Origin of the sequence: Pelosinus baikalensis (genome assembly GCF_020819555.1) — a bacterium.
Classification (GTDB): domain Bacteria; phylum Bacillota; class Negativicutes; order DSM-13327; family DSM-13327; genus Pelosinus; species Pelosinus baikalensis.
In genome coordinates, this window is sequence record NZ_JAJHJB010000005.1 from 49,776 (window position 1) to 74,758 (window position 24,983).

Annotated in this window: 23 protein-coding genes; 20 read left to right on the top strand and 3 right to left on the bottom strand. The window is 39.7% G+C overall.

Features of this window, described 5'->3' with window-relative positions; genetic code table 11:
- Positions 1-35: 35 nt before the first annotated feature.
- A complete protein-coding gene (locus LMF89_RS05385; protein ID WP_229534226.1) occupies positions 36-1,655 on the bottom strand; it encodes a GDSL-type esterase/lipase family protein in 1,620 nt (539 codons plus the stop codon).
- Between the two features lie 323 nt (positions 1,656-1,978).
- Between LMF89_RS05385 and LMF89_RS05390 the strand changes: the two genes are divergently transcribed.
- The 9 genes from LMF89_RS05390 (at position 1,979) to LMF89_RS05430 (ending at position 10,818) form a co-directional block, all read left to right on the top strand.
- Positions 1,979-3,634: an ATP-binding protein gene (locus tag LMF89_RS05390; RefSeq protein WP_229534227.1), complete on the top strand. Its 1,656-nt coding sequence runs from the start codon at positions 1,979-1,981 to the stop codon at positions 3,632-3,634.
- Positions 3,613-4,299, top strand: a complete 687-nt coding sequence (locus LMF89_RS05395) for a response regulator transcription factor (RefSeq protein WP_229534228.1) — start codon at positions 3,613-3,615, stop codon at positions 4,297-4,299. Before LMF89_RS05390 ends, LMF89_RS05395 begins: the two co-directional genes overlap by 22 nt.
- A 118-nt stretch (positions 4,300-4,417) precedes the next feature.
- Positions 4,418-5,044: a heme ABC exporter ATP-binding protein CcmA gene (ccmA, locus tag LMF89_RS05400; protein ID WP_229534229.1), complete on the top strand. Its 627-nt coding sequence runs from the start codon at positions 4,418-4,420 to the stop codon at positions 5,042-5,044.
- Positions 5,016-5,693, top strand: coding sequence for a heme exporter protein CcmB (locus tag LMF89_RS05405; protein WP_229534230.1), 678 nt, complete (start codon positions 5,016-5,018; stop codon positions 5,691-5,693). Before ccmA ends, LMF89_RS05405 begins: the two co-directional genes overlap by 29 nt.
- 19 nt (positions 5,694-5,712) lie before the next feature.
- Positions 5,713-6,339, top strand: a complete 627-nt coding sequence (locus LMF89_RS05410; protein ID WP_229534231.1) for a cytochrome c biogenesis protein — start codon at positions 5,713-5,715, stop codon at positions 6,337-6,339.
- 73 nt (positions 6,340-6,412) lie between these two features.
- Positions 6,413-6,793 carry a cytochrome c maturation protein CcmE domain-containing protein gene (locus LMF89_RS05415; RefSeq protein WP_007935531.1) on the top strand — a complete coding sequence of 127 codons (381 nt, stop codon included), beginning with the start codon at positions 6,413-6,415 and terminating at the stop codon, positions 6,791-6,793.
- Positions 6,793-9,009 (top strand): cytochrome c biogenesis protein CcsA, encoded by a 2,217-nt coding sequence (ccsA, locus tag LMF89_RS05420; protein WP_229534232.1) that lies wholly within the window; start codon positions 6,793-6,795, stop codon positions 9,007-9,009. Before LMF89_RS05415 ends, ccsA begins: the two co-directional genes overlap by 1 nt.
- 61 nt (positions 9,010-9,070) lie before the next feature.
- Positions 9,071-9,541 (top strand): cytochrome c3 family protein, encoded by a 471-nt coding sequence (locus tag LMF89_RS05425; protein WP_229534233.1) that lies wholly within the window; start codon positions 9,071-9,073, stop codon positions 9,539-9,541.
- A complete protein-coding gene (locus LMF89_RS05430) occupies positions 9,538-10,818 on the top strand; it encodes an ammonia-forming cytochrome c nitrite reductase subunit c552 (RefSeq protein ID WP_229534234.1) in 1,281 nt (426 codons plus the stop codon). Before LMF89_RS05425 ends, LMF89_RS05430 begins: the two co-directional genes overlap by 4 nt.
- A gap of 71 nt (positions 10,819-10,889) precedes the next feature.
- Here the strand turns inward: LMF89_RS05430 and hydG are convergent, their stop codons facing one another.
- Positions 10,890-12,317 (bottom strand): [FeFe] hydrogenase H-cluster radical SAM maturase HydG, encoded by a 1,428-nt coding sequence (hydG, locus tag LMF89_RS05435; RefSeq protein ID WP_229534235.1) that lies wholly within the window; start codon positions 12,315-12,317, stop codon positions 10,890-10,892.
- Positions 12,318-12,651: 334 nt separating this feature from the next.
- Here hydG and LMF89_RS05440 point away from each other — a divergent pair, with 334 nt between their 5' ends.
- From LMF89_RS05440 to LMF89_RS05455, 4 genes are all read left to right on the top strand, one after another.
- Positions 12,652-13,110, top strand: coding sequence for a YmaF family protein (locus tag LMF89_RS05440; RefSeq protein WP_229534236.1), 459 nt, complete (start codon positions 12,652-12,654; stop codon positions 13,108-13,110).
- A gap of 126 nt (positions 13,111-13,236) precedes the next feature.
- Positions 13,237-14,592 (top strand): FMN-binding glutamate synthase family protein, encoded by a 1,356-nt coding sequence (locus LMF89_RS05445; RefSeq protein WP_045820621.1) that lies wholly within the window; start codon positions 13,237-13,239, stop codon positions 14,590-14,592.
- A gap of 195 nt (positions 14,593-14,787) precedes the next feature.
- Entirely contained in the window at positions 14,788-15,834 is a 1,047-nt protein-coding gene (locus tag LMF89_RS05450) for a type III polyketide synthase (protein WP_229534237.1), read from the top strand.
- A 17-nt stretch (positions 15,835-15,851) separates the two neighbouring features.
- Complete coding sequence (locus tag LMF89_RS05455; RefSeq protein WP_229534238.1) at positions 15,852-16,361, top strand: isoprenylcysteine carboxyl methyltransferase family protein; 510 nt, start codon at positions 15,852-15,854, stop codon at positions 16,359-16,361.
- An 82-nt stretch (positions 16,362-16,443) separates the two neighbouring features.
- On the opposite strand, the gene LMF89_RS05460 is transcribed toward LMF89_RS05455, so the two are convergent.
- Positions 16,444-16,650 (bottom strand): DUF1657 domain-containing protein, encoded by a 207-nt coding sequence (locus LMF89_RS05460; RefSeq protein ID WP_007935501.1) that lies wholly within the window; start codon positions 16,648-16,650, stop codon positions 16,444-16,446.
- A 265-nt stretch (positions 16,651-16,915) separates the two neighbouring features.
- Here LMF89_RS05460 and LMF89_RS05465 point away from each other — a divergent pair, with 265 nt between their 5' ends.
- From LMF89_RS05465 to typA, 7 genes are all read left to right on the top strand, one after another.
- A complete protein-coding gene (locus LMF89_RS05465; RefSeq protein WP_229534239.1) occupies positions 16,916-18,349 on the top strand; it encodes a sodium:solute symporter family protein in 1,434 nt (477 codons plus the stop codon).
- A 75-nt stretch (positions 18,350-18,424) separates the two neighbouring features.
- The gene (gene trmL / locus LMF89_RS05470) at positions 18,425-18,883 is read left to right on the top strand and encodes a tRNA (uridine(34)/cytosine(34)/5-carboxymethylaminomethyluridine(34)-2'-O)-methyltransferase TrmL (RefSeq protein WP_229534240.1); all 459 of its coding nucleotides are present in this window, start codon (positions 18,425-18,427) and stop codon (positions 18,881-18,883) included.
- 34 nt (positions 18,884-18,917) lie between these two features.
- Positions 18,918-19,775: a TIM barrel protein gene (locus LMF89_RS05475; RefSeq protein WP_229534241.1), complete on the top strand. Its 858-nt coding sequence runs from the start codon at positions 18,918-18,920 to the stop codon at positions 19,773-19,775.
- 91 nt (positions 19,776-19,866) lie between these two features.
- The gene (locus tag LMF89_RS05480) at positions 19,867-20,217 is read left to right on the top strand and encodes a YlbF/YmcA family competence regulator (protein WP_007953845.1); all 351 of its coding nucleotides are present in this window, start codon (positions 19,867-19,869) and stop codon (positions 20,215-20,217) included.
- The gene (gene murB, locus LMF89_RS05485) at positions 20,204-21,130 is read left to right on the top strand and encodes a UDP-N-acetylmuramate dehydrogenase (protein ID WP_229534242.1); all 927 of its coding nucleotides are present in this window, start codon (positions 20,204-20,206) and stop codon (positions 21,128-21,130) included. Before LMF89_RS05480 ends, murB begins: the two co-directional genes overlap by 14 nt.
- A gap of 113 nt (positions 21,131-21,243) precedes the next feature.
- Positions 21,244-22,845, top strand: a complete 1,602-nt coding sequence (locus LMF89_RS05490) for an MBL fold metallo-hydrolase RNA specificity domain-containing protein (protein ID WP_229534243.1) — start codon at positions 21,244-21,246, stop codon at positions 22,843-22,845.
- A 159-nt stretch (positions 22,846-23,004) separates the two neighbouring features.
- Positions 23,005-24,813, top strand: a complete 1,809-nt coding sequence (gene typA / locus LMF89_RS05495; RefSeq protein ID WP_229534244.1) for a translational GTPase TypA — start codon at positions 23,005-23,007, stop codon at positions 24,811-24,813.
- Positions 24,814-24,983 lie beyond the last annotated feature (170 nt).

Here is a 24,983-nt window from a genome sequence, read left to right on the forward strand (position 1 = left end):
GGGAGCCTGTTTCTTTTTATCAGTAGTTTTCAAAATTATTGCGTTACTGAAGCCCAGTTGGCATTAATAATTTGTGCCATTAGTTTTTTGCCTTCGATATCTAGATGCAGCCCATCCGTAGCGTAGCGGAGGGGCAAGGTTTGATTTCCATCTGTAAAATAGGGTTCAAGATCAATATGGTATCGCTGCTGACGAATAAAATGGTTTACGACAGCAAATTCTTTTTGCCATTCAGGTATGGTTTCTTCATTAAATACCTGCTGAATGGCCTGAGGATTAATCGGCGGCAGTGTTAAAAAAATGGGTCGAATGCCATGAACTAAGCATTTATCGCGAATTGCACTCAGCTCTTTGATGACTTGGCTGCCGGGCACACCTCCCCGTAAACTATTGCTCCCGCCCATAATAATCAGAAACATAGGATGATACGGCAATACATCCGCATCAAATCGACTTAGCATAGAGGCAGAAGTATCGCCGCTTTTCCCTAAATTGATAGTGGGAAAGGATAAATACGTTTGAAAACTATATTCGACATCAGCAGGTGAATAGGAAATTGCACCGCCACCATGGGTGATACTATCACCCAAAGTAGCTGCATATTTGCCTGGGGAGCGGTCGACGACAAAGGATTCCGCATTCGAATAAACACCAACTGCCGTGCCATTTTCATCTAAGCCGCGAACACGCCAATAATAGGTACCAGGGGTGCCTAAAGGCGTTTCATCATAGTAATCTGAACCCATAGTAACAATTTGTTGTCTAAGGCGATGACGAGATGGTTGTACTCCATTTGGATTTTCGGGTGGTGCTGAGGTTAATTCAATTTCATAAGAGGTGGCCCCAGTAATGGGAATCCATGAAAATACAGGGTAGAGAGGTACTGGCATATTGGCAGTCTTATAGCCAGTGTTTGATAGGGGTTTTAGATTTGGAGGCAAGGTATGATCAATACGAACTTCGGCAGCATCGGAAAATACTCCGATCGGATCTCCGGTATAATCTAGAGCTCGAACTCGCCAATATAAGTGATCATTAGGATAGGTAGATAGGTTGATGCTATAGCCATTTGTAAATACTTCTCGTGAAGAAAATATCTGATAGCGGGAAGGGAATAAACCATTTGGATTTTCGGGAGGAGAACTTAAAAATTCGATCTCATAATAAACAGCCCCTGGAAGTGTGGTCCACATTAACATAGGAAAATTAGAGGCAGGAGCATGGGTGGGGTAATGGATCAAGGAACGGGGTTTAGTTTGCATCGCATCTTGATTCATGCCGGTCTTTGTTATTGGGATAAAATCAGAATAAGAACCTAAAGGATGGTGAAATAAGCTATGGGCAGACACTCTAAGGTAAGCACTTTCTGGAAAGTTCTGGTTGATTGTAATAGAATTTTCAAAGGTACGATATTTGATAATCCGATGAAGAGGGAGTGCAATGGAGAAGTTTTGATCTTTTTCTGGAATTTGATTTAGTATTTCCACTTCGTAATAGGCGAAATACGATATTGGTGACCAAGTCAGCGTATATTTATCTCCTATATTTGTGATATCTACGAGTGGTTTATATTCCGTTAATCCGATTCTGTCGTTGCTTTCAATAAAAAATAATAGGGTCATCAGTATTACTATTAAAACTAAAAATCGTCTCATGTTAAACACCTGCTTATTTATCTATATACAATGCATTAAAAAACTTGTATATTGATTGTTAGTCTGTCAGGAATGGAATATAGGGATTCGATTCCTGACGACTGCCATGTAGAATAGTTATTTCAATATATATAAGAATATCTAAATTGAAAGATTCTAAATGTCATGATGTCAATTCTACCATAAATGTTGATTCATGGCTAATTATGATGACTTTGGAAGGATTTGCAGAAAATTATGCGAATTGTATTGTAAATTAGAATGTCAAAAATAGAAGATTTTGAGGTGAGATAGTTATAAGAAATAGCCTTAGTATACGATTTATGTTGAGTATAGCTGCTGTGGTAACAGTGTTGATGACAATAAATTTATTATGGAATATTCATCAATACAGCATACAAGCTGAGGAAGAAATGCGTGAGAAAGCAGCAGTGGTCGCCAGACAGCTTATTGCTACTCGCTCTGTTATTGCTCTCAGGCAAGATAACATCAATTCGGATTCACAGGGACATTATGAATTTAAACATCTAAACCCTGCGGCAGTGGGGAAGGAGGTTGGTGATTTTTTCAATCAATCTTCCGGTTATAAAATTAAACAAACTCGTTTTTCTGTACGTGCTCCAGAAAATACTCCTGATAGTTTTGAAATTGAAAAGATGAAAGTATTGGCCGCCAATTCTGATCTTCCAGCAGTGTGGGGATATGATGTGCATGGTGGGGAAAAAGTTTTTCGCTACTTTTCTCCTTTATATTATGATGAAAGCTGCATGCCTTGCCATGGTAAGCCAGCAGGTGGCAAGGATATATCAGGAAATCTGAAAGAGGGCTTTACGGCGGGGGATTTTGCTGGAGCTATTAGTATTATCGTTCCTATGACTACTTACGAAACAAATCAGAGAAGCTATATCATGAATCAATTATTGTTTATTGTGTTTATGGTTTTAGCCATCATTGGACTGATTTATATTTTAATGGAGCACATTGTGATTATGCCAATCCAAGAACTTACTGCGAAGGTGACATCTATAGGAGATGGACAATTGGAAACGAAATTGGTTGATATTCATACTTATGATGAAATGAAATCTTTTGTGGAAGCTTTTAATACCATGGCAGATAAAATCCAGCATTTTTATAGTGAATTAGAGCAAAAGGTTAACGAACGCACTCATCTGCTGCAAGAAGCGAATGTACAGCTGCTTGAACAAGGAGCTGCACTGCGGGCTATGAATGACAAGCTCAGTCAAGCGGATCAACTCAAGTCAGAATTTTTAGCGGTGATGAGCCATGAACTACGAACGCCTTTGACAGCCATTATTGCTTTTAGTGAAATATTATTATATGAAGAAAATTTGAGTAGTCAGCAACGGGACTATCTGGAGGATATCTTTGAAAGTTCACATCAACTGCTAAGTCAGATCAATGATATTTTGGATATATCTAAAATTGAGGCTGGTTTAATCATGTTAGACATGCAGCCTACAGATATTAGAGAGATTGTTGATAATATTGCTCGCATTATCTCACCATTACTGCTAAAAAAGAATCTTCAGTTTCATAGCAATATTAGTTCCGCAGTACCGATGATCATGGCTGATTATGACAAAGTAAGTCATATTATCAAAAATCTGATTGGTAATGCCGTGAAGTTCACCCCTTCCAACGGCTCAATTAGCATCGAGGCGGAGGTCATTCATCAGAAGCAGGAGCCGTATCTAAAGATAGCTGTGAAGGATACGGGTATTGGTATTCGCGAGGAAGAACAAAGCTCTATTTTTGAAAAATTTAAACAAGCTGGCAGTCCTAGTGAAAGGGAATATATGGGGAGTGGATTGGGCCTTGCTTTAGCCCATAATTTTGTTCAACTGCATGGGGGACAAATCAAAGTGGAGAGTAAAGTTGGTAAAGGGAGCATTTTTACATTTACTTTGCCGATTGTTGGAACGGGAGGTTACATATGTTCAAAGAAAAAATTTTAATTGTGGATGATGACGATAAAATACTAAAAATTCTTAAGCATTGTTTTGAAAGGGAAGACTACATGGTTGTGATGGCTATGGATGGTGAGGAGGCATTAGCCGTGGCGAAACGAGAACAACCTGATTTAGTGGTGCTTGATTTAATGCTGCCAAAGATTAATGGCTTGGATGTAAGTAGTATCTTGATCGCGGAGTATGATATGTCTGTCGTTATTTTATCTGCAAAAGGCGATGAATTAGATCGTATTGCAGGTTTTAGAATGGGTGTTGACGATTATATTGCAAAGCCTTTTAGCCCAACGGAGTTGGTATTGCGGGTACAAGCGGTACTGCGCCGGGCAAAAGGGAAAAAGCAAGAGAAGAATGAAAGAATCCTGTCTGGCAATTTACGAATTGATAGTAAGACTAGGTCGGTAAACATTGATTCAGAAATCGTAGAGTTAACTACGAAAGAATTTGAACTGCTATGGCTTTTAGCCAGTAACCCTAAGCAAGTTTTTACCAGAAAACAATTGCTTAATAAAATCTGGCATAGCGATTACCATGGTGACGAGAACACCGTTACGGTTCATATGCGGCGCTTACGAGAAAAAATTGAGCCAGATCCATCTAAACCTCTTTATATTAAAACCGTATGGGGCGTAGGGTATAAATTTCAAATGTAATCATTTTGTAATAGTTTTGTAAGCTGGATGTAAGTAACTTGTAGTATGATAAAAGTGTAACTCCCTACACAACATTTTTGTTGCATTTATTTTTTTAGAAGGTAGGAGGGGCATAGCCATGTATCGAGATATCAGTGTGAAACTTGTGGATGTCAGCAAGAGTATCGGCACACGGGTTTTATTTACGGGAATTAATCTTGTAGTGAATGCAGGACAGTGCCTAGTCATTACAGGACCTAACGGTTCAGGCAAATCAACCTTGCTAAAAATAATTGCAGGTCTTAATCAGCCAACGACAGGTGCGATACAGATTATAAGTAACAATAAGCAATTCGATGCAGAAGAACGGCGCGCGTGCTTGGGACTCATATCTCCTGAAATTATATTGTATGCTGATTTGACAGGCCGTGAAAATATATTGTTTTTTACTCGCTTGCGTAAAATACGATGCAATGAACATCAGATAGAGGGATATTGCCAAAAAGTTGGTTTAGCAGTCGATAAGGATCAATTAGTACGTACCTATTCTACAGGAATGCGGCAGCGTTTAAAATTTGCTCTTATGCTAGCGATACAGCCGTTGCTGTGGCTGTTAGATGAACCCTCTTCCAATTTAGATGCTGATGGAAAGAGGCTCATAGCCCAAATGATTAGCAATGGACTCGAACAGAATGCGGCAATCATTATTGCTACAAATGAGCCATGGGAGGCGGAACATGCCGACTATAAGATTGAACTTGCTTAATTGCATTTGGGCAATCATGATGAAAGACGGATTATGTGAGTTTAGAACCCGTTATGCTGTTAGCGCATTGTTTATGTTTGCTTTAACATCCTTAGCCAGCATTAGTATGTCAATTGGTGCAGCAAGTTTACCTGCGGATCTTACAGCGGCTTTATTGTGGGTACTATTGTTTTTTTGTGCTATGGCTGGATTATCTAGAGTTTTTGTTCAAGAAGAGGAGTCGGGCACTATCATAGCGCTGCAGATTTATGGGTCAGGGCAAGCTGTACTATTTGGTAAGTTATTGTTTAATATTATTATGTTATTGGCTCTGACGATGCTGATCATTCCATTATTTATCATTTTTCTGAATGTAGATATTTATCATTGGCCGATATTTATTGTGGCCTTGATTCTTGGCGATATAGGTATTGCAGCTGCCAGCACGATTACTGCCGCTATGGTAGCCAAGACCCAGGGGAAAAATGCATTATTTACGGTATTGACATTTCCCATATTATTGCCCCAATTTTTAAGTAGTATTAGTGCTACAGCTAAGATTTTGATGAATGTTAAGCCCGATATATCTGACATCCTGTTTATGGCAGCCTATAATGTGGTACTGATGATTGCATCATCCATATTATTCGATTATCTTTGGTACGACTGATTTTGGGGGGGGATTGTAATTGAAGCTCATCTTGCTTTTATGGACTATGGGAGTGATATATGCTGTATTGTACATCGTGCCCCCGGCAGAAGGATTGGGTGAATTGGTGAGAATTGCTTTTTTCCATATACCCGTTGCCTGGGTATCGGTTTTAGCTTTTTTATTGTCGGCTGGCTGGTCTGTACAATATCTGCGTACACGAGATATACAATATGACTGGAAAAGTTCAGCAGCCGCTAGTTTAGGATTACTGTTTTGTCTATTGGCAACTATAAGCGGTGCCGTTTTTGCAAAACTCACTTGGGGTGCTTATTGGAATTGGGACCCGCGGCAAACATCTATTTTTATTTTGCTGCTCATTTATGGAGCTTATTTAGTATTACGATCCTCCATTCAAGAAGAGAAAGAGCGAGCCAGAATATCTGCTGTTTATGCTTTACTCTCTTTTTTAACGGTACCATTCTTAGTTTTTATTATTCCACGTTTTTATTTCTCATTGCATCCTGAACCGGTGATTAATAGTGCTGGTAAGTTAGAAATGGATAGGATCATGATCTATGTACTTCTAGCGGCTGTTGGGGCGTGTACAGTACTATTTTGGCAGTGCTTTAACTATATGGTACACAACAAACAAAAATCAGCGTAAGAGTGGATCGCATCATGGGTATTCTCTCGGAAAAGCTTTCTCCAGAGAATACTATGGGATAAGGAGGAAACCCATGAAAAAACGACATGGAATTGGTATCGGCATTATTGCTCTATTCATTATTTTTAGTGCTGTCAGTTTTAAAAGTTCCCTAACGCCATACGTTACTTTTGCTAAGGCCAAAACGATGAGCGGCAGTGTGCAGGTGCGTGGAGTATTAATTTCAGAACGTGTGATCATGACAGAGGACAAAAAAGCTATAACTTTTAAGCTGCAAGATGAGAACGGACAAGAAGCGTTGATTGTATATAAGGGAACTAAGCCGGATGGGATAGAAGAGGCGACTAGTATTGTGGCTATTGGGAAATATCAGAATGATCAGTTTATTGCTGAAAAATTATTAGTAAAATGCCCTTCTAAATATCAGTCTGTGCAAGGGAGTGTGAATAAGTAATGGTTGGCTATGTTTCTATCGTTTTTGCTTTGCTTGTTACCTGTATAGCAGCATTTTCCTATTTCAATGTGCATCTGTCGACTGTTACACGGCGCTCAGGAAAGGGAAGGGCTGCCAACGTTGGATTACAGTGTTACCGTTTGTCTGCAATATTAGCTGGGATTGCAGCAGGCTATTTACTATATCTAATCTTAGATAATCGCTTTGATTATGCTTATGTTTTTAGTTATTCGTCTCGCGAGTTGGCCTTTATGTATAAGCTGTCCGCATTTTGGGCGGGGCAGCAAGGTTCATTTATGCTGTGGTTGGTATTTCATGTGATATTTGGATTGCTACTATCTCGAAAGAACGGCACGCCTCCTGGTGTTATGGCCGTTTATAGCGTGCTGCAGGCTATATTGCTGATTGTTTTGTTGGCAAAAGGACCTTTTATGCTGCTGGCACAACCTCAACTGGACGGGGTGGGACTTAACCCTTTGTTACAAGATTTTTGGATGATTATTCATCCGCCAATTATCTTCTTGGGGTATGCTGGTCTGGCTGTGCCCTTTGCTTACGCTCTAGAAGGACTTTTTTCTAACAATCATAAAACGTGGATGACAGCAGTATTGCCTTGGGCTTTGTTTTCATGGTGTGCTTTGGGAGCGGGTGTTTTTATTGGGGGTTTTTGGGCGTATAAAGTATTAGGTTGGGGAGGGTATTGGGCCTGGGATCCCGTGGAGAATTCCTCTCTCGTGCCGTGGTTGGTAGATGGAGCTTTGGTACATAGCTTATTCTGGGCAAGATTAAAATCAGCGGCTATTCGGTCTGCTTATTTTGCAAGTATTTTTAGCTTTGTAACCGTGCTATATGGAACATTTTTAACTCGCAGCGGAGTTTTAAGTGATTTTTCTACTCACTCTTTTGCTGATGAAGGGGTTGGGGGATTGCTGGCAGGGTTTGTGCTTCTTACTATATTTTTTGGCTTAACCTTGCTAATCATACGTTGGCCTGACTTGCCAGAAGGTGAATTATATACCAAGGTCAACAGCCGTGAATTTACATTGGGCTGCAGCGTACTGATTTTTAGTCTTATGGCGGTAATGGTTTTTATCGGGATGTCTACCCCCTTGGTTACGATGTTATTAGGAAATCCGTCAAATGTGAGTGAAAGTTTTTATAATAACACGTCGCTGCCATTAGCAGCAGCTTTGGTTATGCTCCTTACGATCTCTCCTATGTTTAATAAAAAACCTAATGAGGCTATTTCGTTAAAGAAGTACTGGTGGTTGGGAATTATCGGTTTGCTGTCATTGGTTTTGCCGCTTAAGCTGGGATTATACCAGCCTATGATAGTAATAACGACCATTTTTTCCATTACGGCTTTGATTGCGAATGGTGTCATAGGTAGGGGAAATGAAAGCGCAGCATCATGGCCAGCAGCTATTACTCATGCTGGATTAGCCGTTATGGTAATCGGTATTGTCGCCTCTTCTGCTGCCAATGAGTCGACGGTGACAACCTTAAATCTACAACAACCTAAACAAATCCTGGGGAGTGAAATTACATATATAGGTAAAGAAGAGGCGAACGACGGTAGTGGATTTTATCAAAATTTTATTGTCGGCCACCAGAAGATAGAGCCTTCTTTGGTACAGGCCTTTACTAAATACAATAAAGAAGGGCAGCCATCTGCTAGAGAGCCGGCTATTGACCGCAGATGGCTAGCGGATTTATATGTAGCCCCTGTCATGAAGCATGAAGACCATACGGCTACAGAAATTCGATTGGCAACAGGAGAGGAAAGTCAGCAAAATGACGTAATCATTAAGTTTATTTCCTGGAAAATGATTACAGGTACCACCGGACAGGAAATGAAAGTGCAAACCGTCTTTGAAGTGGTAAAAGAGGGAAGGACAGAAGCGATTCAGCCAGAGCTTGTGTATAAGAACGGAGTGGTTACTGGTGCTCCTGTAGTGGCTTTTGGTCAATATGAAATCGTCATTAATGGGGTTAATCCTAGGGATGGAAATATAAGCATTGGACTTTTGGATAACGTTTCTATCAGTAAATCAGATAGTGTTGAAGTTGAAATCAGTAATAAGCCTTTAATCAATTTAGTATGGCTAGGAGCAATTTTGATTACCTTCGGCTGTGGCTGGGGAGCAATCAATCGCTTTTGGTTTTTTAAAAGAAAAATGGATGATAAGGAAAAGGGGTCAATGTCCTATTTCTAGGACTACATAATTGACTTGTAAAAAAGTAGGGAAGAAAAACTATAAAATAGGAGGTGAGGGGTTGGATACTGGTCAGTTTTTAAACCGCAATGCTTTAAAGATTGCGCTGGTGGTTCTGGTTGTGGTGATGATAGGAATGGCAGCTGGAGGTGCTGGTTATGCTTATTCAGATAGTCCAGGGTTTTGTGGAAGTTGTCATTCAATGGAGGCAGTCCATACAACATGGCAGGCATCGAATCACAAGCAGCTTAAGTGTACCGACTGTCATTTGCCGCAGCAGAATTTTGCAATTAAAATGATTACTAAAGCGCAGACCGGTATGAATGATACCTATCATGAAGTCTTGCGAGATTATCCCGCAACAATGAAGTTATCGCCTAAAGGCAAAGCTATCGTAGAAGACAATTGCATGCGCTGTCATCAATCTACAGTACAAAACACTGGTATGGGAGCTGGTGGAGAGGATTGTACGAAATGCCATCGCGGCTTAGTTCATGGCATGAAACAAGAGCAAAGGGGGAATAAAAGTTGAGTAACATGCAAAAGACCTTAATTGCCTTGTTGGGTGTAGCAGTCATCTTTTTTGGTTTTGTTGCTGTACGTATTGGGGTTAAGCCAGCAGCAACAGTCAAAGCCTCACCCATCGCCGCAGGAGAATATGATGCAGCAGTATGGGGAAAAGTCTATCCCCTTCAATATGAAAGCTATCGAAAGATGGCTGAAGTATCTCCTTCTCCTACAGGTTATGGAGGCAGTGTGAATGTGCAAAAATCAGATATGCAGCCAGAAATTTTCACAAACTTTAAAGGTATGCCTTTTAGTAAGGATTATACTGAGGATCGGGGTCATGTATATGCTGTAGAAGATTTACTTCATAGTAAACGGATTGGTCCCGCTAGTAAAGGTGCGTGCATCACCTGTAAGACTCCCTATGTGGAACAATTTTATAAAGAATCAGGCTGGGGATATGCCAATAAACCTTTAGGGGAATTATTAGAAAGGAGTAAACATCCTGTTACTTGCGCCCAATGTCATGACTCAGAAACGATGAACTTACGTGTCATTAATCCAGCATTTATTGAAGCACAAGAACGGCGGGGTATCGATTTGAGTAAGGCAACAAGAGAAGAAATGCGCACGTATGTATGTGCTCAATGCCATTCTGAATATTATTTTGAGCCTGGTACCATGCGGGTAGTTTTCCCTTGGGATAAAGGCTTTAAGCCGGAGGAAATGTATGCTTATTATGCTGAAAAACCTAATAACTTCCTTCAGGATTGGGAGCATCCAGATTCTAAAGCACCAATGCTAAAAGCGCAGCATCCTGATTATGAAACATTCGCGAATGGTACTCATGGTAAGGCTGGGGTATCATGTGCCGATTGTCATATGCCGTATATGCGTAAAGATGGGCAGAAATATACATCCCATTTTATTACAAGCCCATTAAAGACTCTTGATGCCTCTTGTTCTCCATGTCACAGTCAAGGAACAGAATGGTTATCCGAAAGAGTTAAGACAATCCAAGACCAAACTTTTTTACTGCAGCATACTGCAGGCTTAAATGTAGCTAAAGCTCATGAAGCGATACGAAAAGCTGGTGATACGCCAAATGTCAATCAGGCTGAAATTGCCAAAGCTAGAGAATTGGTGCGTAAAGCCCAGTGGATGTGGGATATTGTGTCAGCTGAAAATAGTATGGGCTTTCATAATACCGATCAGACGATGACGACTCTTGGTCAAGCTAATGAATTAGCTCATCAGGCTATTGAATCAGCCAATTTGGCAGCAGGGATCAATGTGCTATAAATAAGAAAAAGGTTAGGGGAGACCTCCGGTTTGGTGGTCTCTCCTAACCTTTTTTTGAAAATGGTCGTGATCTAGAAGTATAAATCACGGGCACCATTTTCAATTTCTTTTAGACGTTTGATGGTTTTAGTGCGGACACTTTCCTGTGGTATCGAAGCAAGGTTTTTGGTAATCATAGTTTCGCCTACTTTTTTTAACGTATCATCACCATAGTCAAGCAGATACTCTTTAAAAGTCAATAAAGCATTAGGCAAACAAACATTTTGTATTTCACCACTTTTAGCAAGACTCATAAAGCGATCACCTGTGCGTCCCTGACGATAACAAGCTGTACAATAGCTAGGTATATAGTTTTTTTCGCATAGCATAGAGATAATTTCATCTGGAGAACGATTGTCCCCTGTTTCAAACTGCATGGCTCCCTTTGCTGTGACAGAATCTTCTTGGGTTTCTTGATAACCGCCTACACCTGTACAGGAACCGGCACTAATTTGTGAAACACCATAAGTAAGAAGCTTGTCTCTTAACTCAGGATGCTCTCTGGTTGATAAAATAATCCCTGTATAAGGTACTGCTAAGCGGATAATAGCAATGATTTTTTTAAAGTCTTCATCATTCACAAGATGCGGAAAGGTTTCGAGGTTAATACTGTCAGCTGGTCTGAGGCGGGGTACTGAGATAGTATGAGGCCCGACACCAAATGCTTTTTCTAAGTGCTCGGCATGTAAAAACATAGCAATCGTGTCATATTTATAATCATAGAGTCCATAAAGTACCCCGATACCAACGTCATCAATGCCTGCCTGCATAGCTCTATCCATGGCAGTGGTATGCCAGTTATAATCTTTTTTGGGTCCAGAAGGATGCAGCATCTCATAGGTTGGACGGTGGTAGGTTTCTTGAAATAAAATATAGGTGCCAATCTCGGCTTGTTGTAATTTTTTGTATTCGTCAATGGTGGTAGCGGCAACGTTAATATTAACACGGCGTATGCTGCCGTTTTTATTTTTCACATTATAAATTTCTTTAATGGTATTGACAACATAGTCGATGGAACAGTTGTCTTGATCTTCGCCAGCTTCCAGCACTAAGCGCTTGTGACCTAAGGATTGAATGATCTCTACCTCTTGTTTTACTTCAGCCATGGATAGATGACGGCGTACTTGGCTTGGATTGCCGCTGCGGTAGCCGCAATACGAACAATTGTTGATACAGTGGCTGGAGATATAAAGTGGTGCAAATAATACAATACGTGTGCCATAAATTTTTTGTTTTATATCAGCAGCAACAGTGTACATGGATTCCAATACGTCTGGATCAGTCACTTCTAAAAGAATGGCTACTTCAGATGCTGATAAACCTTGGTACTGGTTGGCTTTCGTAATAATACTGTTAACGAGTTTTTTATCCTGAGATTTTGTTTTCGCTTCGTGGAGTAATTGAAGAATTACCTCGTCATTAATAAAATCATCGGGTGTTCGTTCTTTATTAGAAATCAATTAAATGGCCTCCTTGTAATACTTCTTACGATATAAATCAATCGTTATCTTTGCAGATGACAAATTCCTACTTTGCTCATCTGCTTTACATCAATACATTTTTTTAATTTTGACTATCATTATATAATACTTTTCAGCAAGAATATATAGTTTTAAAGAAAAGTTATTGTTATTATATGAGAAAATCGCATCCAAATAATTATCCTCTGGAAGCTTCACACTGCGAGAATCTAACGTATTGATAGATAGTTTTTATATGTGAAGAGCTCTTAAAGAGCACAAATAAAAATATTCCGCATATAATACTATGGAAATTATAGGAGGTGTGGGGAGAATGCTTAATGATGAAGAGCGAAAATATATGATGGACCATGAAGACAAATATATAACAGGCAGCAATGAAGATAATATGGATAATGTCCATGTACATGTGTACACTACGGAAACAGATGTTTCAGATGATCATCAGCATATGTTTTTAGGTGTTACTGGACCTGCTAGGGTGGAAGGACGGTCTCATGTTCATCAAATTCGTACGAGGACATCTTTTGCGGCTGAGAATTCTAGAGGGCACTGGCATTGGGTAGATATTATGACAGACCGGGCAGTGGCCATGCCGGATGGCTCTCATACTCATTATTATGAAGGCCGTACAAGCATGAATGATGGTCATTGTCATAACTTTTCTGATGTTACTGGTCTAGGACCCAATATATGTGTGGATGAAGATGATGAGGATAAAAAACCCTGTAAATATAAGTACAAACGTCCTGATGATGAAGAATATAACTAAAAAAGAACGAGAGGGTGGCAATCAATTTCCACCCTCTCGTTTTTTGTTTACTGCGATAAAGTTTTTAAAGCAGTTCAGTTATAATATAGGTCTTAAATATACATACTAAATATTGGAGGTGTTACGATGTTATTAAGCTGGATGATGATGAAACTCATAGATCCCTCAATGGATGAAGTAATGGCAAAGATGCTTACGGAGGATTATAAGGACAATCCCTTCTTGATGGTTACAGTAGCAGAAAAGTTATCACCGCGAGCCATGATGGAAGCTGCTATGCGTGCCGAGGCTGGCAAAGAATTGGCACGACCCTTAGGCAGTCCGGTGGTACTATCTCCATGGGATAAGCTGCTGTTGAACCCAAAGCAATTGTTTGAATTACCTACTTCTGATTATACCGAAATTACCATGAAAACGGTTATTGGACCAAAGGCTAAAAAGCCTCTGCAGCTTGAACTGCCTATCATGATTACAGGAATGTCTTATGGCGGGTCGCTAAGTTTGCCGATAAAAATTGCCCTGGCTAAGGGAGCAACGATAGTCGGAACCTCAACTAATACAGGAGAGTCTGCCGTTACTGAGGAAGAACGGGGAGCAGCTCGATTTCTAATTGGACAATACCATCGTGGAGGTCAATTGAGTAGTCAAGAGCAGCTAAAGCAGCTGGATGCGATTGAAATTCAATTAGGTCAGGGAGCTTGGGGCGGTGCGGTTGATTCTACAATGAAGGCTCAAGATATTGATGATCATCTGCGCAACGCATGGAAGCTAAAAAAAGGAGAAGATGCCACTGTATATGCGCGCATGCCTGGGAAAAATTCGACACAAGATTATATTGCGATGATCGATGATATGAAAGCGCAGTATGATGTTCCTATAGGGGTTAAAATAGCTGGTACTGACTATATTGAATATGAACTGGCGGTTATTGCCCAGACAAAAGCAGATTATATTGTCGTAGATGGTTCTGAGGGCGGGACAGCAGTTGCGAATCCAACCTTACAAGACAATGTGGGGCTGCCGACCTTTCATACCCTTGTACGAACGATCGATTGGCTCGTAAAAAATAATTTGCGTGATCGTTTTAGTGTGATTATTGCTGGTGGATTAACGACTCCAGGGCACTTTCTAAAAGCCCTGGCTCTAGGAGCGGATGCAGTTTATATTGGAACGATTGCTTTACTGGCTGCGCTACATACCCAAATGACAAAGGCACTGCCACAAGCGCCCCCTTCGCAAATGTTATTATATACAGGCAAGTTAACGGATAAACTTAACATCGATGCAGCTGCCAATCATCTGGCAAACTTTCTGTCTTCTTGTAAGAGTGAAATGCAGCTAGCCGTACAAGCTGTAGGTAAAGAAAGCATTAAAGAGCTAAATCGCAGTGATCTGGTAACTGTAGAAAAAGACCTAGCGGAATTTGCTGCGATTCGCTATGCAGCCAGCCATCGAGAAGAAAGAAAAAACACAGAAAAGTAAGCAGTAATTAACCCTTCTTAAATAAACAGAGGGGTTAATTTTATAATGTACATCAAATGATAATGCAATAAAAAATTTATATCGATTATCATGTATTAAATTAGTTTCGGCTTATAATTTCCCAAAATGGTATTTTTCAATACATTGCTTAATAGTGTAGTAGTATTAAAAATACCAATTGGTGGTGATTATAATATGGTGAAGCCTACAATACAGGCTATCGGTACAGCAGTACCTCATTATGCTTTAGAGCAAAAAGAGATAAAAGAATTTGTCGCGAGTATGTTTCGTTCCCACGTAGATCATATTGATAAGCTGCTTCCCATTTTTGAGAATAGCTGCGTTAAGGTAAGATACTTATCTCGGCCGCTGGAATGGTATGCGGCTCCTCATTCTTTTTCAGAAGCGAATCAAATATTTAAAGAAGTAGCCCTTGATCTTGCAGAAAAGGCAGCATTGCAGGCAATGTTGAGAGGGAATATAAAGCCGATGGATATCGGTATGGTTATCTTTGTGACTTCTACTGGTATTGCGACTCCTACCTTAGATGCTAAGCTGATTGAGCGGCTGGGATTATCACCTCATACAAGGCGGCTGCCTATTTGGGGACTTGGCTGCGGGGGAGGTGCCGCTGGATTAGCACGAGCTAATGAACTTGCTTATAGTATGCCAGGCAAATCGATATTGTTGGTAGCTGTAGAGCTTTGCAGTCTTACTTTTCAAAGGAATGATTTCTCTAAATCCAATATAGTCGGTACCAGCATTTTTGCTGATGGGGCGGCTGCGGTATTAATAACCATGGATGGTGAAGGACCCGCTATTTTAGGAAATCATAGTACCTTGTTTCCCAATTCAGAAGACATTATGGGATGGGAACTAGTTGAGACAGGTCTTAAGGTACGGTTTTCTCGAGATATTCCTAGCATTGTACGCCGCTATTTACCTGATTTATTACGAGAGGCTTGTGGCAAATGGGGAATCGAGCAAGAAAAAATAGCTCATTATGTTGTCCATCCTGGTGGGGCAAAGGTACTGGATGCATATTCGGGGAGTTTGAATATCAGTAAAGATCAGCTATCTCAAGCATATAAGATACTAATTGATTATGGCAATATGTCTAGTGCTTCCATTTTATTTGTATTAGAAAAATTTATGGCTGAAACACCAGCAAAAGATGAATATGGAATTATGTTAGCACTAGGACCTGGTTTTAGTGCGGAACAGGTACTATTCAAATGGTGAGCCTATGGGTTTTGATAATGGTATGTATTCTAATCAGTCAGCGCCTTTTAGAGCTATACATAGCTAAAAATAACTATAAGTGGTCAGTGGCAGCTGGAGCACAAGAGTTTGGCAAGGAGCATTACTCTTTATTTTTTATTTTACATGGCTGCTGGTTTATCGGTTGGATCGTAGAGAGCGGCATAGGTAACATTGTCATAAGTGAGTTATGGTATGTATGGCTAAGTTTATTTGTTATTGCTCAAGTAGTGAGATATTGGTGTATTGCTAGTCTGGGGAAGGCTTGGAACACCCGGGTTCTAGTCATTCCTGGCCGAAAACTTATTTCTAAAGGACCATACCAATATATAAAACATCCCAATTATGTAGCTGTAGCCATAGAATTGCTAGTTGTACCCTTACTATTTGGAGCTGCAATCACAGCAACCCTTGCGACTCTGTGTAACGCTTGGTTAATCCTAGGTATTCGAATTCCAGTGGAGGAAAAAGCATTAAGTGAGGGGATTATTGAAAAAAATAGTTGCTAGAAAGAATGTATGTTAAGTCTACATAACAGATTAAATTTATAAATGATAAGGGGGCAGTCATTTACTACCCCCTTATCGTTTATTAGTCTGCTTGACTATTTAGTTGATTTTGCTCGGTGACGTTAAGGCGGCTATTGAGCTGGCTGATATGTTGATCCATATCCTGTGACATCTGTGTAAAAAGTTGTTTGGCTGTTTGATCGTCAGTTGATTGTGCGAAGGTTGCATAGGTTCCTTTTGCTGATTCTGCTGCAGCGACAGCTTTTTGCAAGTCCTTTTGTACAGTCATGAAAATTCCTCCTTATGATGAGATGTTACTTACATATATATTATTCTACTGTTATCTTGTTTTTATGATTTATTTTTAACATGAATTAGATAAAAACAAATTCAATGTGATATGTATGATAAATCGCAAGCATTAACTAAGATACAATGTTGATTTGTATGAAATAATATAGTATATTTATTGCAGTTCATAATGCCTAAAGTTTTGATTGTATAGTTGGTAATCAAAGCTTTAGGTATTTGTTATTGAAAAGGAGAATGTAAACATGAACCCGTATTTAATAGCTATTATCGTATATGCATGTATTTTAGTTGCTGTAGGTTTTATTGCCACTAAGGGCGTTAAAGGTGCATCTGATTTTTTTGTCGCTGGCAGAAAGCTAGGACCTGCTCTTTTATTTACTACCTTAATTGCACCTAACATTGGTGCTGGCTCCACCGTTGGCGTAGCTGGAGTTGGCTATAAATTTGGTATTTCTGCTTGGTGGTGGATTGCTTCTTCGGCTGTAGGTTCTGTCATATTAGCCTTTATTGTTGGTCCTGCGATTTGGCGAGTGGCAAAAGAATATAACTTATATACATTGGGAGACTATCTGGATTATCGTTATAATCGAAATTTTCGAGGATTCATATCATTGATGATGGCTATTGGCACCCTGGCTATTTTTGCGGGACAGTTAATGGGAATTGCCTGGATTTTAACCGCTGTAGCTGGTACTGGTAAAACAGTGGGAATTTTGGTTGGCTCTATTGTAGTTATCTTATATTTTGGTGCCGGAGGCCTACTCGCCGCAACATTTGTAAATAGCATTCAAATCGTAGTAAAGTTTGTTGGATTTTTATTAGCCGTTCCCTTTGCATTGCATTATATAGGCGGTTGGGAAGGGCTTACTGCACTAATCGGACAAAACGTAGCGGATGCAAATAAGGCAGAAGCCTATATGAGTTTTGACGGCATTGGAATTACTATGATTATTGGTTATTTTTTAATGTTAACGCCGTCTTTTTTTATTTCTCCAGGTTTAATTGGGAAGGTATATGGAGCTCGTGATATAGCTACAGTAAGAATTGGCACAGCTCTTAATGCTTTGGTGCAATTTGCTTTTGCCATTGTCCCTGTTATACTAGGAATGTGCGCTTTTGCAGCGTTTCCGAACTTGTCGCAGAGTGAATTGGCATTGCCGATTGTTATGAAAGAATTTATGCCATTTTGGGCTTCTGCCTTTGCTTTGGCAGCCATCTTCTCAGCCGAGGTTAGTGCTGCAGACGCAGTACTATATATGATAACAACATCTTTTACGAAAGATTTGTATAAAACCTTTATTAAACCTGAAACTTCAGATGAGGAATTACTGAAAATGAGCCGCATCGTTACGGTGGCAGCTGGAATTCTCGGTATTAGTATTGCTTTACTATTGCCTAATATCATTACAGCATTGTCTATCTTTTATTCGTTGATGTCCGTGTCATTAACAGCTCCTTTATTATTTGGTTTGTTTTCAAGGCGACCTTCTACTAAAGCTGCCTTTATATGCGCAATTGCTGGAGTTTTGACTACTGTAGTCCTGCAATTTGGTAATGGTGGAAAAGGAATTGGAATACTAAATGCTCAATCTACGGGGATTGTTTTAACAATTATCATAATGGTATTTATGATGGTTGTGTTTCCTGCAAAGAAAAAAAGTATAATAGACAAATGAATTTCTTTATTTAAAATTGTGAAAGTATATGTAATAATTAAGTATTTGGAAATGATATAAAAATGAGGTGTTATCATGCATATTGTATTAGTTGAACCTGAAATTCCTGGAAATACAGGTAATATAGCGCGATTGTGTGCAGCAACAAATACGGAGCTTCATTTAGTGAAACCTTTGGGATTCTCGATTGAAGATAAATATTTGAAAAGAGCTGGCCTGGATTATTGGAATTTAGTGAAAGTACATAGTCATGAAAATTTTGCTGAAGTGATAGAATTATATAAAGAGCATAATTTTTACTTTAACACAACAAAAGCTGATCAGCATTATAGTGATATTCAGTTTAAAGCAGATGATTTTTTAGTGTTTGGCAAGGAAACGGCTGGTTTGCCTGAACAGTTACTAATAGAACATAAAGAGAACTGCATTCGTATTCCTATGGTTAGTGATGCTAGATCTCTTAATCTATCAAATTCTGCTGCAATCGTGGTATATGAGGCTCTTCGACAGCAGCAATTTGTAGGTTTAAAATAAGAATCTATAAATATTGAAAAGATGGTGAAACATAATGCGCGCACAATTTGGACCAGGAGGCAATCCAGAGGCTTTCTATGCAGCTGGCTATAAAGCATCGGTGGAGATACCAGCATGGCTGGGTACGCTGAAACTGACGGCTTATGAATACCAATGTACTCGCGGCGTGAATATAAAAGAGGAAACAGCCATAAAAATTGGGCAGCAAGCAGCAAAGTATGGAGTGAAACTAAGTATACATGCTCCCTATTATATTAGTTTGTCCACAGACGATGTAAAAATTATTGGAAATACACAAAATCATTTTTTAAAATCCCTAGAAGTCGCTCACTGGATGGGAGCTGACCGCATTGTTTTCCATATGGGAGGGCTGGGTAAGCAAGATCGGAAAGTGGCGATGGAAAATGTGAAACGCGCCCTTTTTACCCTATTGGAATTAGTAGATAAGCGAGGAATAACTGGCATCTATCTTTGTCCAGAGACCATGGGAAAACAAAATCAATTGGGTTCATTAGAAGAAGTTCTTGCTGTATGTACTTTATCCGAATGGCTTATACCTACTATAGACTTTGGACATTTGCATGCAGTAACAGGTGGAAAATATACAACAGAAGAGGAATTTGAAGCTGTTTTTGATAAGGTGGGAGAAATTCTAGGAAAGGAAGTAGCGAAAAATCTGCATATTCACTTCAGTCCCATTGAGTTTACAAAAGGGGGCGAAAAACGCCATTGGACTTTTGCCGATGAATTTGGCCCTCCCTATGAGCCTTTTGTTGCTGTTTGCGCTAAACGTGGTTTTACACCTCGAGTGATTTGTGAGTCTGCTGGTACGCAGGCAGCAGATGCAAAAGCGATGCAAGATCTTTATGTATCCTTAATAGAGCAAAAATGAGGCATCAAAGATTCAGATCTATACGATTATGGATAGAATATTGTATAATGTATTGAGTGTATTTAGTAGAGTGTAAATGAGGAGGAGTAATATGAATATTTACGATAAAACCCATGACTTAGTGCGAGCAATTAAAGAATCCCCAGAATATAGAGAATTTATGGAAGTTAAGAAAATCATTGATACAGATGAACAAGCGAAGAAAATGGTAAAAGATTTTATTGCCAAGCAGATGGAATTAGAATACGATATGATGGGCGGCAAGGGGGAAGACAAAGCAAAAACAGAGCAAATACAGCAAATGTATCAACTTATTGTTGGAAATAGTAAAGCTTCTGCATTTATGCAGTCATATATGAAATTTCAACGTCTAGTGGCGGATATTTATAAAATTTTGGGTGATTCTGTAGCTGAAGGAATGGATTTCTTTGAAAAGAAATAATCTGTCTGATGAACTTTTACTAAAGTTAAAGCAAGTGATACCCGAGCGCCGTCTTTTGATCAATGAGCCCTTATCTAAGCATACGACTTTCAAAATTGGCGGTCCAGCCGATTACTTAGTCTTTCCTGCTTCCATGGGTGAAATATCTGCCATCATGATTATTACTAAGCAGTATGGCATACCAGTTACCGTACTCGGCAATGGCTCAAATATTCTAGTACGTGATAAAGGGATTAAAGGTTTGGTCTTAAAAATTGGCAGTGAAATGTCATATATCCGGAACACTGGGGCTTTAGTTACTGCCGGTGCAGGGGCTATGCTGGCAGATGTCTCTTGTTATGCTGCTAAACATGGATTAAGTGGAATGGAGTTTGCGATTGGCATTCCTGGTAGCATTGGCGGTGCTGTATTTATGAACGCGGGTGCTTACTCAGGTGAAATGTGTCAAGTGGTTACGGCAGTGTCTGGCGTTTGCCGAAATGGTAATATCCAACGTTTTTTACCAGCACAAATTCAGTTCGGCTACCGTCATAGTATTTTCCAGGACAATGGCTGCATTGTTTGCGAAGTAGAATTAACGCTGCAAAAACAAGAAAAACCAGCAATTTCGCAAAAAATGGATGAGTATACATTCAGGCGGGAAAGCAAGCAACCCTTAGAAATGCCTAGTGCTGGCAGTACCTTTAAACGTCCGCCAGGAAATTTTGCAGGGACGCTTATCGAGAAAGCTGGTTTAAAGGGACTCCAAGTAGGAGGAGCCCAAGTGTCAATGAAGCATGCTGGCTTTGTGATTAATGCTGGTGGGGCAACGGCAGAAGATGTATTATTACTGATTGAAGAAGTACAACGTCGTGTATATGAGGATTCAGGTATCATGCTGCATCCAGAAGTACGGGTTATCGGCGAAGAATAGCAAGTAGAAAAGACTTAGCTTTGTCTAAGTCTTTTCTACTTGCTATAAAGGGAAGGATTTTTATAGCAATTGTCGAAATATACAGATAGTAAGCAATGAGAGGAGAGCGTCATATGAAATTAACTTTCTTAGGTGCAGCTAAAATTGTAACTGGCTCGTCTTATTTATTAGAAGTGGATACACAAAAGATTTTAATCGATTGTGGAATGTTCCAAGGTTCAAAAACGATTACAGCCTTCAATCGGCGTGATTTTCTATATGATCCAACAGCAATTGATTGCGTATTGCTAACTCATGCGCATATTGACCATAGCGGACTACTGCCTAAACTATGCAAATCTGGCTTCAAAGGTCCAATTTATGCCACCAGAGTAACACATGAGCTTTGTGGGATTATGCTGCCTGATAGTGCCCATATTCAAGGCTTTGATGCTGAAATTGCCAATCGGAAGGGGAAGCGTGCAGGCAGGAAACCTGTAGAGCCCTTATATACGATTGAGGACGCCTATGCTACTCTAGAGCATTTCTCACCAGTCGATTATGACAAAGAAGTGACCTTGTCGCCAAATGTTGTTGTGCGTTTTCGTGATGCAGGACATATCTTAGGTTCAGCTATGCTGGAAGTCATGGTGAATGAAGAAGGAAAAACAACTAAATTAGTTTTTTCTGGTGATTTAGGGCAACCAAATCAGCCTATTATAAAAGATCCTACGTTCATTGATGAGGCCGATTATGTGATTGTCGAATCTACCTATGGTAACCGCTTGCATGAAGAGTACGATAAAGAAGAACATCTGGCAACCATTATTAATGCCAGTGTGGCTCGCGGAGGAAACATCATTATTCCTTCTTTTGCTGTAGGCCGTACTCAAACCATGCTGTATTATTTGCATAATCTTTTAAAAGCAGGAAAGATTCCTAATATACCGGTGATTATCGATAGTCCTCTAGCTATATCTGCTACTGATATCTTCATGCGTAATACTCAGGATTTTGATGCAGAAGCCAAAGGAATGCTAGAAAGTACCAAAAATAATCCTTTGCAAATGCCTCAGCTGCGTTTCACAAAAACTGCTGATGAATCAAAAGCACTCAATAGCTTAAATGAACCTGTGATTATTATTTCTGCCAGTGGAATGGCTGATGCTGGTAGGATTCTTCATCACCTAAAACATAATTTGTGGCGTCCAGAATCTAGTATATTGTTCGTCGGTTATCAGGCACAAGGCAGTCTAGGGCGCCGTTTGGTAGAAGGTGCAAGCAAGGTAAAAATCATGGGAGAAGAAATTAGTGTAAGAGCGACTATTTATAGCCTGGATGGTTTCTCTGCACATGCTGATCAAGAACAGTTGTTAACATGGTTAACCTATTATAAAAGAAAACCTGCCAACATTTTTTTAGTACATGGAGAGGTGGAAGCATCAGAACCCTTTGCGCAGCTAATCAAAGAGACGTTAGATATTTCCACTTATATTCCAAATTTTGGTGATTCGGCGCTCTTAAATGGATTAGAGTGGAACATTGAACAGGCCGAAGTAATAGATCCGGCTATAAGACAGTTGCATGAGCATTTAGAACTATTGGACAAAGAGTATGGCGAATACCGGAGATATCTTGAACAATTAGGCAGCGCTGACAATAAGAAGATGGGAGATATTATGCGCAACTTAGAAAAAATGCAAGTCTACATTAATAAATTGAAAAAAGGCGTATAGGAAGGAAAAAATCATCCTATAGTCTAAAATATATTGGTAATTTTTAATATTTATAATTGACAGCAAGACGACAGTATAATATAGTGGTTTGTATGCGAAAATAAAAGGGTGCAGTAAAACGCATCCTTTCTTTGTTGACTTTGTAGGAGGGCTTAATTTATGAAACGTACTGATTTACGCAACGTTGCCATTATTGCGCACGTTGACCATGGTAAAACGACTCTGGTAGACGCAATGCTAAGACAAAGCGGGGTATTCCGTGCCAATGAAACTGTGGCTGAACGGGTTATGGATTCTAACGATCTTGAACGTGAACGGGGTATTACCATTCTGTCAAAAAATACTGCTATTATGCATGATGGTGTAAAAATTAATATTGTGGATACTCCAGGACATGCGGACTTTGGCGGTGAGGTAGAGCGAGTACTCAATATGGTGGACGGAGTTCTATTACTAGTAGACTCTTTTGAAGGTCCTATGCCTCAGACTAAATATGTTTTGAAGAAAGCCTTAGAGCAAAAATTAAAACCGATTGTTGTTATCAACAAAATTGACCGTCCAGATCAGCGGGTAAAGGACGTTGCCGATGAAGTGTTTGAATTATTTATGGAACTGGATGCTACAGATGAACAATTAGAGTTTAAGATTGTTTATACGGCAGCCAGAGCTGGTATTGCTAAATTGAAGATGGATGATGACAGCGATAATCTGCAACCTTTATTTGAGTTATTGATAGCTGAAATTCCTGCTCCTCAAGGAGAAATTGATGGACCACTGCAGATCATGGTTACCACCCTGGACTATGATGATTATGTAGGACGTATTGCTATCGGACGCGTTATTCGTGGTAAAGCTACGAATGGACAACAGGTTTTAGTTTTAAATGGTGAAATTCAAAAGAAGGCGAAGCTGGGTCGCTTATATACCTACCAAGGTTTAAAGCGTACTGAAGTCCAAGAGGTGGCATTAGGCGATATTGTTGCGATTACTGGACTGGATGATGTAAATATTGGTGAGACCATTGCCGATACGGAAAATCCAGAAGCATTGCCAACTATTGATATTGATGAACCAACATTGGCTATGACCTTTAGTGTCAACAATAGCCCTCTTGCTGGACGTGAAGGTCAATACATTACTACGAGACATTTGCGTGATCGATTATTTCGTGAAGTAGAAACCAATGTAAGCCTAAAAGTTCGGGAAACAGAAAGTGCAGATACATTTGAAGTATCTGGTCGTGGTGAATTGCATCTGTCAATTCTAATTGAAACCATGCGCCGTGAAGGTTTTGAATTCCAGGTTGGTAAGCCGGAAGTTATTTACAAGACCATTAATGGACAGCGGTGTGAGCCTATGGAGGCTTTAACCATTGATGTTCCTCAAGAATTTATGGGTGCTGTTATGGAAAAACTGGGTACTCGTAAAGCTGACTTGGTGAATATGACAGAAATCGCTGGTTATCTTCGTATGGAATTTGTGATTCCTGCTCGTGGATTAATCGGTTTCCGTTCTGAATTCTTAACTAGTACCAAAGGCAATGGCATTATGCATCACTTATTCCATGGCTATGCACCATATAAAGGCGATATACCAGGACGCAGCCGCGGTGCTTTAGTTGCTTTTGAAGCAGGTGAAACAACCGGTTATGGTATTTTTGGTGTGCAAGAAAGAGGAACCTTATTTATTGTACCAGGACAAACGGTATATGAGGGTAGTATCATTGGTGAAAACACTAGAGAAATGGATATGGATGTTAATCCATGCAAAAAGAAAAATGTTACCAATATGCGGACAAGTGCTTCTGATGAAGCGTTGCGTTTAACTGCACCTCGAATATTAAGTTTAGAACAAGCATTAGAATATATTAATAAAGATGAATTGGTAGAGGTGACTCCTAAGAGCATTCGTCTGCGTAAAGCAATTTTAAGCCGTACATTACGTGGCAGAGAACGTAAAAATGGCTAAGATATAAACATGGGCGCCCCTTGGGGCGTCTTTTTTTCTAATCTTTACGCATAATCTTATAAAAAAATATAAAAAATATGATTGATATGCAGGGATTTATTAATAACGTGTCGAATGATTAAATTATAATGGAAATATTAGTTAAATTTATTTGGAAAATGTCTGGAGGG